General features: G+C 44.0%; 16 protein-coding genes. 1 reads left to right on the top strand and 15 read right to left on the bottom strand.

Going from position 1 to position 19,185, the window contains the following annotated elements; translation table 11 throughout:
* Positions 1-51 precede the first annotated feature (51 nt).
* The 5 genes from I872_RS02485 to trpX form a co-directional block, all read right to left on the bottom strand.
* A complete protein-coding gene (locus tag I872_RS02485) occupies positions 52-774 on the bottom strand; it encodes a hypothetical protein (protein ID WP_015604582.1) in 723 nt (240 codons plus the stop codon).
* Between the two features lie 113 nt (positions 775-887).
* The gene (gene pheT, locus I872_RS02480) at positions 888-3,293 is read right to left on the bottom strand and encodes a phenylalanine--tRNA ligase subunit beta (RefSeq protein ID WP_015604581.1); all 2,406 of its coding nucleotides are present in this window, start codon (positions 3,291-3,293) and stop codon (positions 888-890) included.
* Between the two features lie 141 nt (positions 3,294-3,434).
* Positions 3,435-3,947, bottom strand: a complete 513-nt coding sequence (locus tag I872_RS02475) for a GNAT family N-acetyltransferase (protein WP_015604580.1) — start codon at positions 3,945-3,947, stop codon at positions 3,435-3,437.
* Positions 3,948-4,113: 166 nt separating this feature from the next.
* Entirely contained in the window at positions 4,114-5,160 is a 1,047-nt protein-coding gene (pheS, locus tag I872_RS02470) for a phenylalanine--tRNA ligase subunit alpha (protein WP_015604579.1), read from the bottom strand.
* 312 nt (positions 5,161-5,472) lie between these two features.
* Complete coding sequence (trpX, locus tag I872_RS02465; protein ID WP_015604578.1) at positions 5,473-6,480, bottom strand: tryptophan ABC transporter substrate-binding protein; 1,008 nt, start codon at positions 6,478-6,480, stop codon at positions 5,473-5,475.
* Between the two features lie 530 nt (positions 6,481-7,010).
* Between trpX and fbpA the strand changes: the two genes are divergently transcribed.
* Positions 7,011-8,660 (top strand): Rqc2 family fibronectin-binding protein FbpA, encoded by a 1,650-nt coding sequence (fbpA, locus tag I872_RS02455; RefSeq protein WP_015604576.1) that lies wholly within the window; start codon positions 7,011-7,013, stop codon positions 8,658-8,660.
* Positions 8,661-8,828: 168 nt separating this feature from the next.
* On the opposite strand, the gene budA is transcribed toward fbpA, so the two are convergent.
* The 10 genes from budA to I872_RS02405 form a co-directional block, all read right to left on the bottom strand.
* Complete coding sequence (gene budA, locus I872_RS02450; protein ID WP_015604575.1) at positions 8,829-9,548, bottom strand: acetolactate decarboxylase; 720 nt, start codon at positions 9,546-9,548, stop codon at positions 8,829-8,831.
* A gap of 115 nt (positions 9,549-9,663) precedes the next feature.
* Positions 9,664-10,413 carry a PHP domain-containing protein gene (locus tag I872_RS02445; RefSeq protein WP_015604574.1) on the bottom strand — a complete coding sequence of 250 codons (750 nt, stop codon included), beginning with the start codon at positions 10,411-10,413 and terminating at the stop codon, positions 9,664-9,666.
* Between the two features lie 115 nt (positions 10,414-10,528).
* Positions 10,529-10,834, bottom strand: coding sequence for a DUF4298 domain-containing protein (locus I872_RS02440; RefSeq protein ID WP_015604573.1), 306 nt, complete (start codon positions 10,832-10,834; stop codon positions 10,529-10,531).
* A 78-nt stretch (positions 10,835-10,912) separates the two neighbouring features.
* Positions 10,913-12,142 carry a tetratricopeptide repeat protein gene (locus I872_RS02435; RefSeq protein ID WP_015604572.1) on the bottom strand — a complete coding sequence of 410 codons (1,230 nt, stop codon included), beginning with the start codon at positions 12,140-12,142 and terminating at the stop codon, positions 10,913-10,915.
* A complete protein-coding gene (locus tag I872_RS02430; protein WP_015604571.1) occupies positions 12,135-13,304 on the bottom strand; it encodes an AI-2E family transporter in 1,170 nt (389 codons plus the stop codon). Before I872_RS02430 ends, I872_RS02435 begins: the two co-directional genes overlap by 8 nt.
* Before the next feature lie 289 nt (positions 13,305-13,593).
* A complete protein-coding gene (gene manA, locus I872_RS02425) occupies positions 13,594-14,535 on the bottom strand; it encodes a mannose-6-phosphate isomerase, class I (protein ID WP_015604570.1) in 942 nt (313 codons plus the stop codon).
* A 146-nt stretch (positions 14,536-14,681) separates the two neighbouring features.
* On the bottom strand, positions 14,682-15,182 hold the full coding sequence (locus I872_RS02420) for a phosphatase PAP2 family protein (protein WP_015604569.1): 501 nt from the start codon (positions 15,180-15,182) through the stop codon (positions 14,682-14,684).
* 302 nt (positions 15,183-15,484) lie between these two features.
* Complete coding sequence (glgA, locus tag I872_RS02415; RefSeq protein ID WP_015604568.1) at positions 15,485-16,915, bottom strand: glycogen synthase GlgA; 1,431 nt, start codon at positions 16,913-16,915, stop codon at positions 15,485-15,487.
* Entirely contained in the window at positions 16,912-18,051 is a 1,140-nt protein-coding gene (gene glgD, locus I872_RS02410; protein ID WP_015604567.1) for a glucose-1-phosphate adenylyltransferase subunit GlgD, read from the bottom strand. Before glgD ends, glgA begins: the two co-directional genes overlap by 4 nt.
* Positions 18,041-19,183 (bottom strand): glucose-1-phosphate adenylyltransferase, encoded by a 1,143-nt coding sequence (locus tag I872_RS02405; protein WP_015604566.1) that lies wholly within the window; start codon positions 19,181-19,183, stop codon positions 18,041-18,043. The genes glgD and I872_RS02405 overlap by 11 nt, the downstream gene beginning before the upstream one ends.
* Between the last annotated feature and the right edge of the window lie 2 nt (positions 19,184-19,185).

Here is a 19,185-nt window from a genome sequence, read left to right as displayed (position 1 = left end):
AAAGTTAGCGAGACAAAAAGCGAGTTGATTCATCGACTATTAATCTTTCTCTTACTCTGGAAAGATCCATTCAATATGCGGAGCTCGCTTACTGATTTCTTTATAAATAGTATTGAAATCAGCATCAACAAGCTCATCCAAATCAATCTCTCCAAGTTTTTTTCCCTTTTCACCTTTAAAATAAAGCATTCGATAAATCCTTTTCGAATTTTTAGAATAAGAAGTTCTAATTTCATACTCGATTTGCTTAATATTTGTTAAATCAATTTGATTTATATCTTGGAAAACAGAGGGTTTAACATCGATCTTATCATCAGAAATAGCAAAAGCTGCGGGCTCATGAGCTTTCTTATAAGCCGAGATACTTAAAATAGTAACTATAATACCTGCAACAATTAGAATTGGACCCACATATTCATTATTTTGATTGAGAATTTCTTGTTCAGCTTCCTTTTCTCTTCGGATAGAAGCTTGTTCGGACTCTAATTGTTTATTGTAGAGATCTACAAAAGCTTGTAGCCTTTTTTCTTCCTCTTCTGGTGTTTCATTCTCAGGTGCATAAATCGATCCAAGCATCGTCCTAGCCTTTCCGATAGTCATTGGGCTTTCATTCAACCTTGCTTCTTTTCGTTCAGATTCTAGCTGTTCCAAGCTATCACTATGGTTCCTACCACTACTATTTGGTGATTGCATTACCCCAATGAATATGAAGGCTCCAATAATAACAATAATAATAGCTACAATTTCAGCTGCATAACTTCTTTTATATTCCATTAAAATATTCTTTCTGTAAAATCTTTATGGGACTAGAATACCATAAATCACGACTTTTATAAAGCTCTTTTATAGCCAAAAGCAGCCCAAAGGACTGCTTCTCTTTGTATATACTAGCGTACTTCTGCACCGACATTTTCTTCCAAGGATTTTTGGATTTTTTCCATGTATTTAGCCACTTCATCATCGGTCAGGCTATCTTCTGGATTTTGGAAGGTCAGTGTGTAAGCCATAGACTTGAGGCCAACACCCAGCTTTTCACCTGAGAAGATATCGAAGAGCTTGATATCCGTCAAACGTTTCACTCCGGCAGCTTGAATCGCTTCCACCACCTGTCTGTGGCTGATTTCTGCTTTGAGTAAGAGTGCCACATCGCGAGTAACAGCTGGGAATTTGGTGATTTCTACAAAAGGCTGTTCTGGCTCAAGACTCGCCTCAATAGCCGTCAGATTGAGCTCCGCCACATAGGTTTCTGGGATATCATAAGCCTTGGCCGTCACTGGATGAACCTGCCCAATATACCCCACTGGCTGACCTTTGATCGAAATCAGCGCTGTCCGACCTGGGTGCAGACTCTTGAGCTGGTCAGTTGCTTGATAATCAGCTTCTAATCCCAAGCGGTCAAAGAGTGCTTCAACCACACCCTTAGCGTAGAAGAAGTCCACAGGAGTCGCTGGCGTTTGGAAATCCTTTTCACTTACCAAGCCAGTTAAAGCAAAGGCAAAGCTATTGATTTCATTAGGCAATTCTTCCTTCGGATTGCCTGTTTGTTCAAAGATTTTCCCAATTTCATAAAGGGCTAAATCCTTATTTTTACGAGCAACATTGTAGCTGACAGTATCCAGCATGCCTGAGAGCATATTTTGGCGAAGAACACTGCGCTCCCTTGTCATAGGCCACATAAGCTCAGTCAGATTCGTAGGATTAAGCGTAAATTCGACAGCTTTTTCTGGCGTGGTCAAGGCATAGGAAATAATCTCGGTCAGACCTGCTCCTTCAGCCACCGTCCGAACCTTGCGACGTAGCTGCTGAGTGGCCGTCAATTCGCCAGCTGTTCCAGCATCTTGAGGCAGGGAAACCGGCAAACGGTCATAGCCATAAATACGAGCAATTTCCTCGTAAAGATCTGCTGGAATACTAATATCCCAACGACGAGCAGGCACGCTGACTGTGAACAAGTCCGCAGATCCACTGAGGCCAAAGCCTAGACGACGGAAAATATCTTCAATATCCGCATAAGTCAAATCTGTTCCCAAAACTCGGTTGACATCAGAAAGGCTAGTCGAAACCTGCTTGTCAGTCGTATCTAACTGTCCTGCTTGGACAATACCAGCATGAACAGTTGCACCTGCCAAGTCAGCAATCATGCTCGCAGCAGCATCGAGAGCCTCGGTTACTGTTGCAAGGTTAATCCCTTTTTCAAAGCGTGAAGAAGACTCGGAACGCAAGCCCAGACGACTGCTTGTCTTACGAATTGACTTGCCATTAAAGACAGCTGCTTCCAGAACGACACGAGTCGACTTATCAGAGATTTCGGTGGCTGCTCCACCCATGACACCAGCCAAAGCCACTGGCTTATCTGCCACAGTGATGACCAAATCACCGACTTCCAGTTCACGCTCTTCGCCGTCCAGCGTCACCAGTTTTTCACCAGCACGCGCTTCCCGCACGACAATCTGGTCACCCTCAAATGTGTCCAAATCAAAGGCATGCATTGGCTGACCAAAGTAGAGCAAGATATAGTTGGTTACATCCACTACATTATTAATCGGACGAATCCCTTCATTCATGAGGAGATTTTGCAGCCACTGAGGACTCGGAGCAATGGTCACATTGTCCAAAATGCGAGCTGCATAAAACGGCGCTTTTTCGCTCTCAATAGCAACAGACAAGCTAGCCGCAGCCTCTTTATCCCCTTCAGTCAAAGGAAATTCTTTAAAATGAACAGGCTTATCGTAGATAGCTGCTACTTCGTGCGCCACCCCACGCATAGACAGAGCATCAGCCCGATTAGGTGTGATGGAAAGCTCGATAATCTCATCATCCAAGTCTAGATAAGAGAAGACTTCCTCACCCGGCACTGCTTCTTCTGGCAAAATTTGGATGCCATCCGCAAATTCCTTTGGCACGACAGAATCCGAAATGCCCAGCTCGCCCAAGGAACAAATCATGCCCAGTGACTCTAGCCCACGGATTTTCCCTTTTTTAATCTTATAATTATCCGCAATGCGAGCGCCTGGTACAGCTACCATAACCTTGATTCCAGCACGAACATTCGGTGCGCCACAGACAATCTGGCGAGGCTCCTCTTCACCGACATTGACCTGACAGAGGTGCAAGTGGGTTTCAGGTACATCCTCGCAGCTCAGAACTTCTCCGACAACAATTTTCGAAAGACCTTCAGCTGGCGAGCTGACTCCTTCTACTTCAATACCAGTTGTGGACATTTTCTCCGCCAGCTCGGCGCTCGTCACATCCAAATCAACCAGTTCTTTTAACCATTTATAACTAACTAACATATTTATGATTTTACGACCGACCAGACCTAACTCTGACTTCATAGACAAAGCCAGCCCGTTCTATCTTCGGTCGTATTTGATTCCTCTCTATAAATTTCTGTTTTTACTAAAAGCCCAATAAGCAGCGATACTATCGTCTTTTTAGCTTAATTTCTTCCTTAAAAGCCAGTCAATATCGACTGTGTCACCAGTGATATATTCATGCTGGCTAAACCTTTCAAAGCCATATTTAAAGTAAAAATTCTGCGCCTTGAAATTTCTTTCCCAAACGCCCAGCCAAGCCCAGCTAAAACCACGTTTTTGGGCTTCTTCTAGGGCAAATTCAAACATTTCCTTGCCCAAGCCGAGGCCCTGATGGGAGGCAAGCACATAAATCCGTTGAATTTCAAAGGAATCTTCCAACTCCTGCTCTGTCTGAGCCTGACCCCAGTTACACTTGAGAAAACCAGCGATTTTTTCTTCCTTGTCCAGTACAAAATAATGCTCAGACTCAGGATTTGCCAACTCCAACTCCAGCCTTTCACGCGCCAGCTCATGGGCAAAATAATGCTCCAAGTCTTCCTGCTTGATGAAAGGACCAAAAGTTTCTTGGTAGGTCTGCACTTCCAAGTCCCGCAAAATATCCAGATCCTCTGGCCGAACTTTAACTAACATAGGGCACTCCTTTCTCAGAAGCGGCTGAGAGCGATATTCCCAGCTAAAATTGTCTTATAGGCAAGTAAACTGATGAGCATCTTTGCCGCGCATTTCAAGTCCGCAAACATTGCTAATCAGGCTTGTCGTGATGGGATTATTCAAATCGAGTCTTAGTCTAAGCTTCTTACTTAAACTGCTGTGAAAAACGTACATCGCCTTGGTAGAAGCCACGAATATCATTGATACCGTAGCGAAGCATGGCAACCCGTTCTTGGCCAAGACCAAAGGCAAAGCCAGAATATTTCTCTGAGTCGATGCCACTCATTTTCAAGACACTTGGGTGCACCATTCCAGCTCCCATGATTTCGATCCAGCCAGTCTTCTTGCAGACATTACAGCCGGCACCACCACACTTAAAGCAAGATACGTCCACTTCGACAGATGGCTCTGTGAATGGGAAGTAAGATGGACGCAGACGAATCTTACGATCCGCACCAAACATTTTTTGCACAATCAGCTGCAGAGTTCCCTGCAAGTCAGCCATAGAGATATTTTCCCCTACGACCAGACCTTCAATCTGGTGAAACTGGTGAGAGTGAGTCGCATCGTCTGTATCACGACGGAAAACACGTCCCGGAGAGATCATCTTGAGCGGCCCTTGGCTAAAGTCATGGGCATCCATGGCACGAGCCTGAACAGGAGAAGTGTGAGTACGTAAGAGGATCTCTTCTGTGATGTAGAAGGTATCCTGCATATCTCGAGCAGGATGGTCTTTAGGCAGGTTCATGCGCTCAAAGTTGTAGTAGTCTGACTCAACTTCAAAACCATCCACGACCTGATAGCCCATACCGATAAAGATATCTTCGATTTCTTCACTCGTCTGGGTCAAAATATGGCGATTTCCAGCTGGAATCTTACGACCTGGTAGGGTCACATCCAAGGCGTCATTGGCCAGCTGGGCTGCTACTTTCTGTTCTTCCAAGATTTGAGCTGCTTCTTCAAAGGCTGCATTCAGCACATCGCGCGCTTCATTGACGTGCTTCCCGATAATAGGGCGCATCTCAGCAGAAACATCCTTCATCCCTTTAAGAATCTCAGTAAGACTCCCTTTTTTACCTAGGACAGATACTTTCAGCTCCTGCATATCCTTAGCATTTTCCAGAGTAATGGTCTGCAATTGGGCTAAAGTTTCCTCACGCAGACTCTGCAATCGTTCTTCAATTGTTGACATAGTTCCTCCAAAAATAAAAACCGCGGTCTCACCCACACCGAAGCGGAGCGTTGACACGCGGTACCATCCGTTTTTTATCTGGCAAGCCAGACCTTAATTACCAATCCTAAAGCAAGTGAATTCGCCTAGCTTTCATCTAGAGAGCTCTCAGTCGCTGGCTCCCCTCCCTGTCAAACTTCCCCTAGGTTACTGGTCTTGCGGATTGCTATTCAATTATAATTCATTCTAACAAATTTCTAAACATTTCGCAAGCTCAGTTACAGATTTTACAAGCAGAAAAAGAAGCCTGTCAAAGAACAGACTTCCTTCTTTCTATTTAATAACCTGACCTGCTTCTTTGAGAGCATCTTCTGGTATAGTGATACCGAGTTCTTTGGCATTCTTAGTATTGATAACAGATTTACCTTTATCAAAAATATCTACTGCAGTGTCAGCAGGTTTAGCACCTTTAAGGACTTTAGCTGCCATTTTACCAGTCGCAACACCGAGGTCATACTGGTCTACAACGACAGAGGCAAGACCACCTTCTTCAACCATGGCTGTCGCACTTGGATAAATCGGTTTCTTAGCTTCTTTATTGCTGGACACAACTGTCGCAAAAGCTGACGCAATAGTATTGTCAATTGGAGTCCAGATAGCATCAACCTTACCAGTCATGACATTCATAGTTGAAGCAATTTCATTGGTTGAAGGAACAGAATATTCCTCAACTTTGTAGCCTGCCTCTTCGGCCAATTTTTTGAACTCTTCTACCTGAGCTTTGGAGTTGTCTTCACTGCTAGAATAGAGGGCACCAATCGTTTTTACATTTGGTGTCAATTTTTTAATCAGCTCTATCTGTCGCTTGGCTGGATTGTGGTCAGAGACACCAGTGATATTACCACCTGGCTTTTCCAGATTTTTCACTAGGTTTGCTCCGACTGGATCTGTGATAGCTCCCATGACGATAGGTTTGTCCTTAGTAGCCGCAGCTAGTCCTTGCGCAGATGGAGTAGCAATCCCAATCAGCACATCATTGTCATTGGACACCAGCTGCTTACTCATGGTAGAAACCTTGCTCTGATCTCCCTCGGCATTCATAAAGTCAATCTTAATCTTGTCACCCTTGTAGCCTTCCTCAGCTAGACCATCTTGAATTCCCTTGTAAATCAAATCAAGGGATGGGTGGCTGACATACTGCAAGACACCAACCTTGACTGTCTTACTATCGTCGCCAGTCTTAGATCCGTTGCTCTTTCCACTCAAGCTGGAATAAGCCATCCCACCAATTACCAAAATAGCCAAGAGGCCCAAAATAGTCATTAAACGTTTATTTTTCATGTTCTTTCTCCATTTCTTTATTTCATTTTTTCTATTCAATCCCTAGGGACGCCATCGTTTAAACATGGGCAATTCTCCTTATTTTTTATAATAAGCAACAAAAAACCTCACACAGGTATTCTGTGTGAGGGCGTAAATCGCGGTGCCACCTCAATTATGGAAAAATAGCTAGTATTCCCCATATCTCTATCTTGTCATCAAACAAGTTGCACTGTAAGGTGTGCGCACCGAATTCTTATTGTTTCAAATTCATATTTATCAATTAGCCCAATTTCGTAAAGATTTGCTGCTCATTTCCACCAACCACAAGCTCGCTAAAAACAAATGCATCTACTACTTTTCTAATTTCCTATATTGTAAATTTTTCCTTAAGGGATGTCAAGGCTTTTTGAAAATTTTTATAAAATGTTCGGTTTTTGTTTATATCGATAATTATTGACAAAAAATAAATCTCTTTTTGGTGAGACTTTAGAAGCTTTTGGCTTGGTTTTTTGTTATAATTTTCTGTAGCAACTTTCAAGGAGAAAAGCATGTCTTTCGACGGATTTTTTTTACACCACATGACAGAGGAGCTCCGCCGCGAATTGCTGGGCGGCCGCATCCAAAAGATTAATCAACCTTTTGAACAGGAGCTGGTTTTACAGATTCGCAGCAATCGCCAAAGCCACAAATTGCTCCTTTCAGCCCACTCAGTCTTTGGGCGCGTTCAACTGACTGAGACTACTTTTGAAAACCCAGCTGTTCCCAATACCTTTATCATGGTCATGCGCAAATACTTACAGGGAGCTGTCATTGAAGCAATCCAGCAGGTAGACAATGACCGGATTTTGGAAATCAGCGTTTCCAATAAGAATGAAATCGGCGATAGCGTGGCTGTGACTCTGGTCATCGAAATCATGGGCAAGCACAGCAATATCATTCTCTTGGACAAGGCTAGCAGTAAGATTATTGAGGCTATTAAACACGTCGGATTTTCTCAAAATAGTTATCGAACTATCCTACCGGGCTCAACTTATGTCGCACCGCCTCAAAATGGCAGTCTCAATCCTTTCACTGTGGGTGATGAAAAGCTCTTCCAAATCCTACAGACAGAGGACTTAGAGCCCAAACGCCTGCAGCAAATGTTTCAGGGCTTGGGTCGGGATACAGCTACCGAACTCAGTGACCGTCTGACAGCTGACAATCTCAAAACCTTCCGTACATTTTTTGCTAGTCCAACTCAGCCTAGCCTGACCGAAAAATCCTTCTCTGCTCTGCTATTTTCTGACAGCAAGACCCAAATGTCCACGCTATCCGAGCTTTTGGATACTTTCTATAAGGACAAGGCTGAGCGCGATCGGGTCAACCAGCAGGCCAGCGAACTCATCCGCAGGGTAGAAAATGAGTTGGAAAAGAACCGGAAAAAACTGGGCAAGCAAGAGGAAGAGCTCCTAGCAACGGAGAATGCAGAAGAATTCCGCCAAAAAGGGGAACTCTTGACCACCTTTCTCCATCAGGTGCCCAACGATCAGGATCAGGTGGAGCTGGAGAATTACTACACGGGTGAGAAGATTATCATCGCACTTGACAAGGCCCTGACCCCCAATCAAAATGCCCAGCGCTATTTCAAACGCTACCAGAAGCTCAAGGAAGCTGTCAAACACCTGACCAGCTTGATTGAGGAGACACGGTCTACGATTCTCTACCTAGAGAGCGTGGAAACCGCCCTTGCTCAGGCCAGCCTGACTGAAATTGCAGAAATTCGCGAAGAACTCATCCAGACTGGCTTTATCCGCCGCCGACAAAGAGAAAAAATCCAGAAAAGGCAGAAACCGGAGAAATATTTGGCAACTGACGGTCAAACCATTATTCTAGTCGGCCGTAACAACCTGCAAAATGATGAACTGACGTTTAAGATGGCTAAGAAAGACGAGCTTTGGTTTCACGCCAAGGATATTCCAGGCAGTCATGTGGTCATCACAGGCAATCTTCAGCCCAGCGATGAAGTCAAGACAGACGCTGCCGAGCTAGCGGCCTACTTTTCCAAGGCCAGACTCTCTAATCTGGTCCAAGTAGATATGATTGAAGTCAGAAAACTCAACAAACCAACCGGTGGTAAGCCAGGATTTGTCACCTATACAGGCCAGAAAACCCTGCGCGTCACACCAGACGAAGAGAAAATCAAAAGCATGAAAATGTAAGCTAGTCAGTTTTTAAAATATGGTTTTTATCAGATATTAAAAACAAAAAGGAGCCTAGGCTCCTCAAACTTACTAAATTAAAAATTCTAGTTATCTTTCAGAGGTTGGGACCGCGGATTCCTAGCCTCTTTTTTTTTATCAGAAGTAGACAATGGTCACAGTAATTGACTACTCAACCTTGTCCATATCTGATCTTACTTCATCGACATTGAATTTTGCAAAGAGGAACTTACGGTCTTGAACTGGGAAACGTTGATCCAACTGATCGACAGCACCTAGCTCCACAATCCCTTCCTTGATAACAAAGTCCATAACGTGACCACCAAAGGTATGGTCGTCTGAAATAAAGTGAAGATGATAGCCGGCTACACTGACACCGTGAAAAATTTCAGGTGTCCAAAAGCCAACAATGGTTCCAGAAACATTGTCCGCATGGTACTCCGGCTGGCTCACGGCCACCTCAGCAAACTTTTTCTCTGAGGTCGATTTTGGAATCATTCGCACATGCATGTGAGCAAAGTCCCCGTGAATCTTGATGGAGCGAAATAGATTTTCCCCATCGTAATAGGATTCAATTCGCTGTTCCAGCTCTTCATCTGTCATTTCGAAACGTTGGCGGAAAATGACCTCCGCTTGGTGGGGAACAACCGCAGCGTAGGGCACCGTTACATCATCTGAAACTTCTACAACTTCAGGCACATTGCCAGATCCCTTGGCCTGATAGGCCTTGCCATCAAGAACGATCAATTCCCCATCGATGGAATCCAGTGTACCAATGCCTAAATCGCCGTATTTCAGGAGCTCCCCAATCGTCATACTCCCGCCATAAAGTCCTGCCATCAAGGCTCCTAGGGTATTATACTGAAATAATTTCACTGGCTCTGCCATTTTTTCTCCTATATCAACAAATTTCTGTATTTTCTAAGATAATTAAGTATATCATATTCTGGTTGAATTTCAAAAAAAGCGTTTAATGGAGGATTGGAAAACCACACGGGATACCTTAAATCAACTGACTTTCCTCAATACCGGCATCAGCGAGGATTTGAGCCACGCGGTCAAACTGCAAGCGGAAATGCTCTAGTTTGTGGCCGTCGGAGCCAACTGAAAAGCGCTGACCACCCAGCTCTTTGACCAGAGAGAGTGCATATATATAAAGTTCCTCGTGGTCGTAAAGGTACATAGACTTGCAGTTGAGTTCAAAGGCTAAGTCATGGTCAATCATTTTTTGAAAAAGCTGGCGCAGCTCTGATTCAAAAGTTTTCAACTCCTCCAATGTCAGATCGAATTTGCGGAAACCATAGTCGAAATGGGCTAGGACATCCGCCGGAACAGACTCGATAGCCTCTTCCAGCTCTATCAGGTAGCGGGGAATCAGCTCCATCTTGTCCTGCTGCAAGACAGGCTCCTCCAGATAGTCAAAACTACCATTGTGATGAACAGACAGGAGCTTGAGATCATAATCCTTGTCCGCTAGGAAAGCCAGAATATCCTCCTTACGCGGGGCGTAATAGCCAATTTCAATGCCCTTTTTGATGCGGTTGCCATATTGCTGGTTCAGCTCTGCTATTTTTGCTGAATAGGCCGCATAGTCAGGCACATCATCATGGGGCGAGGCAGCTTCGTAGGGGTAGGGATTGGACAAATCATAGTGCTCGGTGGTGACAATCTCGCCCTCATAATAGTCCAGATAGTCACAGAAATCCGCCTCAGAATCATAGGAAAAATAGGTATGAAGATGGTTGTCACGCATGCTGGAGCCCCTCTCTGCTAATCTCGTATTAGTTTAGTAATTGTCAATGGTTGGTCGAACTTTGTTTAGGTTTTACTACAGTTCTGACTTCTCAGCTACCACTCATCCTGTGCTCTTACCTTTCTTTCAGCATGGCACTGGATAGGTCTAGCAGCTGCAACGCCGTCTCAAAGTGCTCTCCCATCAGGTCATAAACAGCATCTTCGCTCAGGACACCGCAGGCCACATCATCAGGAAAGTCAGGTCGATTGGAAAATTCCAAATCGTCAAAGAAAGCTTGACTGGTGTAATAATCTCGGAGCTGGATATAATGCTTCTGGCTGGCCTCCAGCTCAGCCAAAGCAGATTGAGCTGCAGCCAGCGTCTGAGCGTATTTATTCAAATGCTCTTCCATTTCTTGGATTCTTTTCAATTGGGACATTATCTCTACTCCTTCTTTAATCAAACTATCTTGTCCGCACAGAAAGCTACTAACACAAGAGATTCTTCACAGAAACTTCTACAAACTTTCGTACAAATCTGCCATAGCAGTATCATCTGGAACCAAACGCAGGTACTTGCCAGCCTGTATTTTTGCTTCTTCCACACGCCCTAATTCTCGTAAGAGATAAACATATTCTTCCAAAAATTCAGGATTTTCCTGCAAGTCAACTGCCAGTTCCTGATAAAGCTCTCCAGCTTTTTCCAGATTTTCCAAGGCTTGATAAGCCCGCGCCAGATTCCAGCGGGTTAAGACATTGTCCACTTCCTGATCTTCAAAAGCTAAGACCTCATCGTAGCGCTCCTGCTCCAGATAGAGATTGGTCAGGCGCAAAGCAATTTCCTCTACATCATCTGCATTTTCCTGAGCTGCTAGCAGGTAGTTCTCAGATTTTTCCACATCATGCAGTTCGTAAGATAATTGGGAAGCGAGGAGCAAAAGGCGAGTCTCAAAAGGATTTTTGGTCAAGCCTTGCTCTGCCATTGCCAAGGCTTCCTCAGTCTTATGCTCCGCATGGAGAGACTGCGCGTAGGCATACTCATAGCCTTCAAAATCTGGCGAAATCGTATCCAGCTGCTTGAAGTACAGATTGGCCTTCTGGTACTCTTCTTGCTCATACAAGATAGCTGCCAATTCATAGACCGTCTCTTCATCATACTCCAGCTCCACAGCCTTTTCCAAAAATTCAATAGCGGCTTCAATTTTCCCCAAACTGGCATAGCAAAGGCCGATGCGCTGATAGGTAGATACGCCTGTCTGCTCGTAGATAGAGCGATTATCTAGCTGGGCATATTCCTTGATGGCCTGAGCAAAATTTTCTAATTCAAACTCAATTTCTGCTAAACCAAAAGTCACCAAAGGTTCGTCCGACAGTTTGGCAGCTTCCAGCAATTTCTCCCGTGCTACATCTGGCAATCCTTCTAGCTGATAGAGATCAGCCTTGGCCAAAAGAGCTGCCACATACCATTCACTATCTGAGTCAATTTCCTCTAAATAGGCAAAAGCTTCTTCCAAGTCACCATCGTCAGCAGCGATCGTTGCCAGACTGATATAGGACTCGGGGAAAAGCGGAGCCAATTTTTCATAAATACGCTTAGCTTGAGGGAAAAAGCCGATACTTTCCAAGTAATCGGCTAATTCTAATAACTCTTGATCGGTATCTTGGCTTAAAGCCTCTTCAAAATACTTCTCAGCCCATTCCAAATCCTGATTTTGCAGGGCTGTTAACATTTGTTCACTCTTACTCACTGCCTTCTCCTAATTCTTGAACACTTTCTTCATACAAACCGCTAACCTTCTTGTACCACTTAAAAAGCGCTGTGATGGCAACCTTGGCTGACGCATAAGCTGGAATTCCCAGCAAGACGCCCCAGATACCAAACATGGTTCCTGAAGTCAGCAAAACAAATAAAATCGTAATCGGATGGATGCTTAATTGACTTCCCAAAATCAATGGAGACACGAAACGCCCCTCAATAGTCTGCTCCACGATAAAGACGATAATGACTTTCAACAGCATGATAGGACCAGCAATCAAACCAAGAACCAAGGCCGGCAACATGGCAAGGAAGCTTCCCAGATAAGGTACCAAGTTCAAAACTCCTGCCACAACGGCTAAAGTCACACCGTAACGCAAGCCGATGATCTTGAAAAGAATCATAAACATAAAGGCCACAATAATCGCTACGGTCACCTGACCACGAACATAATTGGCCAGCTGGGTATTGACATCCGTCATAACCTGACCAAATGACTCGCGGAATTTCGTTGGCAAGAACTGAACCACATAGCCTTTGAGATTTTTCCCATCGCGTAGCAAATAGAAAAGAATAAAAGGCATGATGATGATAGCCACAATGATTTGCGAAGCCGTACTAATCAAATTACTGGCCCAATTGACTGCCTTAGATGAAAAATTGCTGGCCCATGAAGTAATCTGAGTCGATAGCTTATTCGTAACTTGCTCGATTTGTGGCTTCAAATCATCTGAAATATGATTGGTCAAAACATCTTCAATCATTTTATTGGCTTGCTTGAGATAGGCGGGAACATTTTTTGAAAAACTCACTATCTGATGCTGCAAGCTAGGAATAGCAACCGCCAAGCCCCACACAATCAAGATACCAATTAAGACAAAGACAATTGTAATTCCAGCCACACGGCTAATCTTGCGCTTTTCCATCCAGTCGACAATGGGATTGAGCAGATAGTAAAGCAGCCCAGCCAAAATCACTGGCAACATAATGACACCAATAAACTCAATCACCGGTGTAAAAATAAAATTAATTTTACTGAGAATAAAAATGTTCAAACCGATGAGCAAAGTCACCAAAAATACGGTAATGGCCTTGTTATCCAAGAACCATCTAAAAAACCAGGATAAACTAAAATCTTTTTCTTTGTGTTCCATATTCGACTCCTTTGGATATTCCATTTCATTGTAACATTTTTCAGAAAAAATATCTTCAAGCAACCATGATGAAATGCCTTATTTATTGGACTTTTTCACCGATTAAAGTTAAGGTCCTGTTTTCTCTATCCATTCTGCGAAAATAAAGAAAAATGAGACTGGGACAAAAGTCCTAGCCTCTCAATTGTCTTTGGATTGTCGAGCCCTACTCAACTGTGCGGAGGTGGGACGACGAAATCGAATTCTAACGAATTACCGATTTCTGTCCCACTCTTATTTGTTTTTCTCACTACGGATGGCTGACAATCAGTTGTAAGTCACCAGACAAGGTCCACTCTGTGACATCGCTCGGCAGGATGAAATGAGAGCCTTTTTCGATTGGATACACTAGTCCATCCACTGTCAACTCGCCAGCACCTTCCAAAACGCTGAACAGACTGTAAGCTGCTGTCTTTTTAAACTCAACAGAACCAGCAATGTCCCACTTGTAAACAGCAAAGAAGTCATTAGCTACCAAAAGAGTAGAAGTCAAATCGTCTGTCTGAATGGTAACGGGACGGCTATTAGCAGGCTCGCCAATAGTCAAAACATCAATAGATTGCTCCAAATGCAACTCACGAAGATTGCCAGCATCGTCCTTGCGATCAAAGTCATAGACCCGATAAGTGGTATCACTAGACTGCTGAGTTTCTAAAATCAGAATGCCTGAGCCAATAGCATGCATGGTGCCACTTGGCACATAGAAAAAGTCACCAGCCTTGACCGGAATTTTGGTCAAAAGATGATCCCAGTCCTTGCTCTCGATTTGCTGGCGTAGCTCTTCTTTGCTCTGGGCATTGTGACCGTAGATAATCTCTGCTCCTTCGTCTGCAGCGATAACATACCAGCACTCAGTCTTGCCAAGTTCGCCTTCGTGCTCTAGTCCATAGGCATCATCTGGATGGACCTGAACACTGAGCCAGTCATTGGCATCTAAAATCTTGGTCAAAAGCGGAAAGACAGGCTCTGGACGATTGCCAAAGAGCTCACGGTGCTCGGCATAGAGCGCATCTAGCTTCTGACCTGCAAAACGGCCATTCTTGACGGTTGAGACACCGTTAGGATGAGCCGAAATCGCCCAATACTCGCCCACATGGTCGCTGGGAATTTCATAGCCAAAGACATCGCGCAGCTTGGTGCCGCCCCAAATTTTCTCCTGCATCACAGACTGTAGAAATAACGGTTCTGACATAATAGTCTCCTTACATATTTTTCATCTTCCAAAATCCCATATTCCTTGGCGATGAAAGTTTGGAACTGCTTATATTATAATATAGACTCGGGCCCTTTGTCTACTCCTACCTTACTTTACATAAAAATCTGGCTCTGGCCAGACCTTTATAATAAAAAGAGTAAAGCTCCCCAGCAAATGCCACAAAGATAGCCGACCAGCACATCCTTTGGATAGTGCACCCCGCCAATCACGCGCACCGCAGCCAGCCCTGCTGAAAGCAAGAGGCAGATAAGCCCCGGCAGCCAGAAAAAGTAGAGTAGGCACATGGAAATCACTGTCGCCGAAAAGACATGGCGGCTGGGCATGGACTTGCCTGATGTATCCTTGGCCAGCAAGGGTTGAATAGCCCATTTCTCGTAAGGGCGTGCTTGATTCAGCCGTTTACGAATCGCTGTCAACAGGCCAAATCCGATAGCTGGCAGGAAGAATAAAGCAAGCAACCCTTTCCAACCCTCTGTCAGAAAGGCATCAATCAAGACCACTCCATACACCAGAGGCATAAAAACAGTCATCCCCCTATTAAAATGGGCCATCCCTTTCACTATCCTAGGGCAACTGCGAAAGGGAGCCGTCAATTGTTGATAAAAAATCTCGTAGTCTTTCATACTTGCTTTCCCTGCTTTTCAAAAAGTCGAATTTTCGTACTTTCTCTACTATAGCATATTTCTAGATAAGATGGTAGATGGATAGCAAAAGAGACTGAGACCCAAGCCCCAATCTCTTATTGTTTATCTTTTCTGAAGAGTATTGTTTCTCCAAGTTCCAGATTTCCTTTTTTACGAATCAACTTCCTTTCCTTTAGGGAAAAGCATCAGTCTGGATAAGATGTCAACATAAGAAAGACCACTTACCCGACAAATCCTCTCTTGTTAAAAACAAGAGAGGATTACTGTTCTAATGCAACATACTAGAGTAGTGACTCATATAAATCACTATATGCTCGACTGGCTGTATCCCAAGAGAAATCTCTTTCCATAGCCTGAGTTTGCAGACTGCGCCAAGCTTCTCGGTCATGCCAGTAAAGATTGAGGGCTTCTTTGAAAGTCCAGGTTAGCCAATAACCAGAGAAGTTATTGAAGCTAAAACCTGTTCCCTGTCCACTATAGACGTTGTAAGGTTCAACCGTATCCCGCAGGCCACCAACCTCGTGAACCAGTGGCAGAGTACCGTAACGCATGGACATCATCTGAGACAGACCGCAAGGTTCAAAGCGGCTCGGCATGAGGAAAATATCACTAGCCGCATAGATTTCCTGAGCCAAAGTAACATCAAAAAGGATATTAGCAGATAATTTTTCAGGATAAGCCTGGCCAAACCAAGCGAAGGCCCGTTCAAATGCAGGATCACCTGTTCCAAGTAGCACAATTTGCACATCTTCCTGAAGCAGATTATGCAACTCTTCCACCACCAAATCAAAGCCTTTTTGACGTGTCAAACGAGAGACGATACCAACGACAGGAACATCGTCCCGAACTGGCAAGCCTACTTTCGATTGGAGAGCTCGTTTGTTTTCCAATTTCCCAGTCAAATCATCTTTATTAAAGTGGTAAGCCAGCAATTTATCGGTTTCTGGATTGTAGATATCTGTATCGATACCATTGACAATACCGACCAACTTGCCAGACTCCATCCGAAGAATCTGATCCAGACCACAACCAAACTCAGCCGTCCGAATTTCGTTGGCATAGCTTGGTGAAACAGTTGTCACGCGATCCGCATAGAGAATGCCCGCCTTCATCCAGTTGAGGCAGTCGTTCCAGCGGAGAGTTCCGTCCGCATAACGTTCATAGCCGACACCAAAGAGTTCCCAGAGCATGCTGTCCGAAAACTGTCCCTGAAACTCTAAGTTGTGAATCGTCAGCACTGTCTTGATATTATTATAGGCCTGAATCCAGCGATATTTTTCCTTGACCAAGAAAGGAATCATGGCCGTATGGTAGTCGTGCGCATGGAGAACATCTGGAATAAAGTCAATGCGCTCCATCAGTTCGATTGCTGCTAATTGGAAGTAAGCAAAACGTTCGCCGTCATCAAAATCGCCATAGACATGCCCACGGAAGAAATAATGCTGATTGTCAATAAAGTAGAAGCTGACACCTTCCAACTCAATCTTTTTGACACCGACATACTCCCGACGCCAGCCGACACTAACTTCAAAGAAGAAGAGGTCTTCAACTTGATCACCAAATTTAGCATCCGTCATGTCATAGTATGGCAGAATGACTCCAACTTCATGGCCAGCTTTGACCAAGGATTTGGGGAGGGCGCCGATAACGTCCCCCAAACCACCCGTCTTGGAAAAAGGTGCCCCTTCTGCTGCTACAAATAAAATTTTCATGAAACGATGTCCTCTGTAACTTTTTGACCTTTCTTCAGGACAACTGGATGTTCAGCTGTACCTCGAACGACTACTCCCTCAGCAATCTCAACGCCCTTGTCCGCAATTGCATATTCTAGCACTGCATTTTTTCCAACGACAACACGTGGGAAGAGGAGACTGTCTTTGACACTACTACCTGCTAAAATTCTTGTATTCCGCGAAATAACAGAGTTTTCAACTTCACCTTCTACGATACTACCTGATGCAAACTGAGAGCGATTTACTTTTGATCCTGTAGCATAGTAAGTCGGCTCTTCGTTTTTCACCTTGGTATAAACCTTTTGATTTGGTGAGAAGAGAGAATAGAATTTCTGCTGTTCAAGCATGTCAATGTTAGCTTTATAGTAGGAACCAACCGAGTGGATATTTGCTAGATAGCCTGTGTATTCGTAAGCAAAAGCTCCAACTTCAGCTGCCAAGTCCCGAAGAACATAGCGCAGTTTTTGTGGGAATTCTTTTTGCGCTTCTTCTTCCAATTTTTCAATCAACCAAGGCGTATTTACTACAAAAATATCTGTAGACATGTTGAAAAGTTCGCCTTGGTCTTTATCACTATGCAGCTTATGACCGATAACATGATCCGTTTCACTGATTTGCAAAACCGCATTCACATCGGAAATGCCCTTAGATGGCAATTTCTTGTAAACCACTGTCATCGGTTGTTTGGTTGTATTATGCAAGTGGAAAACTTGATTAAGATCAATGTTGATCAACACATCACAGTTGAGGGCTACAGTTTGGTTAGAGCCTGAACGCTTCAAGTAAGTCAATAACTGTTCATAATATTCCTTACCAACTGTGCTGCTTTCTACACGAGTATTGTAAATGCCTAGATAGTAGTGGCTCAAAAGTGTAGACAAGCCCCACTCACGACCTGAACGAATATGGTCAAATACAGAGCTGATATTGTCTTGCTGGAAGATACCAAAGACGCTACGAACACCAGCATTGGCAAGGCTAGAAAGGGGGAAGTCAATCAAGCGGTATTTCCCACCAAATGGCAAACTAGCAACTGGACGATGGTCTGTTAAGGTTGACATGTCGTGGAAACCGACCGTATTTCCTAAAATCGCTGAATATTTATCAATCTTCATCTGTTGGTACCCCCACTTTTTCATTATATCCGACTACTTGCACTTCATCTGTTCCGTCAATCTCTACACCATCAGAAACGACTGCGCCCTCACCAATAATCGCACGTTTAATCTTAGCTCCCTGCCCGATAACAGCGCCACTCATAATCACAGAATCAATGACTTCTGCACCTTCACGAACTTGAGCGCCTGTTGAGAGGATAGAATGCTTAACAGTTCCATCTACGAAACAGCCATCAACTACCAAAGAATCTTCAACATGAGCATTCGCACCAAGGTAGTTTGGTGGTGAAATCAAGTTGCGTGAGTAAATTTTCCACTGACGATCACGACTGTCTAAAGCATTTTCTGGACTAATGTATTCCATGTTCGCTTCCCAAAGTGACTCAATCGTACCAACGTCTTTCCAATAGCCACTAAATTCATAAGCATAAACGCTTTCGCCAGATTCAAGATAGTTAGGGATAACATTTTTACCAAAGTCGGACATATCTACATTGGTCTTTTCAGCAGCAATCAGCATATTGCGGAGACGTTGCCAGTCAAAGATATAGATACCCATAGAAGCCTTGGTTGATTTAGGATTTTCTGGTTTTTCTTCAAATTCAACGATCCGATTGTTAGCATCAGTATTCATGATACCAAAACGGCTAGCTTCCTTGAGAGGCACATCCAAGACAGCAACCGTCAAACTAGCGCTGTTATCCTTGTGGGATTGGAGCATATCGTCGTAGTCCATCTTGTAGATATGGTCTCCAGATAGGATTAAAACATATTCAGGATTGATGCTATCGATATAGTCTATATTTTGGAGAATAGCGTGGCTAGTTCCCTCAAACCAACGATTTCCTTCACTAGCAGAGTAAGGCTGAAGAATGGATACACCTGTATTGATACCATCCAAGCCCCAGCTTGAACCGTTCCCGATATGGCTGTTCAAAGCAAGTGGTTGGTACTGGGTAATCACACCGACATTGTTGATCCCAGAATTGGCACAGTTCGACAGCGCGAAATCAATAATACGATAACGACCACCAAACTGTACTGCTGGTTTCGCAATACTTTGTGTGAGCTTTCCAAGACGAGTTCCTTGCCCACCGGCAAGAATCAAAGCTAGCATTTCATTCTTCATAT

It is taken from the genome of Streptococcus cristatus AS 1.3089 (assembly GCF_000385925.1).
Classification (GTDB): domain Bacteria; phylum Bacillota; class Bacilli; order Lactobacillales; family Streptococcaceae; genus Streptococcus; species Streptococcus cristatus_B.
This window is presented reverse-complemented; position numbering and strand designations above follow the sequence as displayed.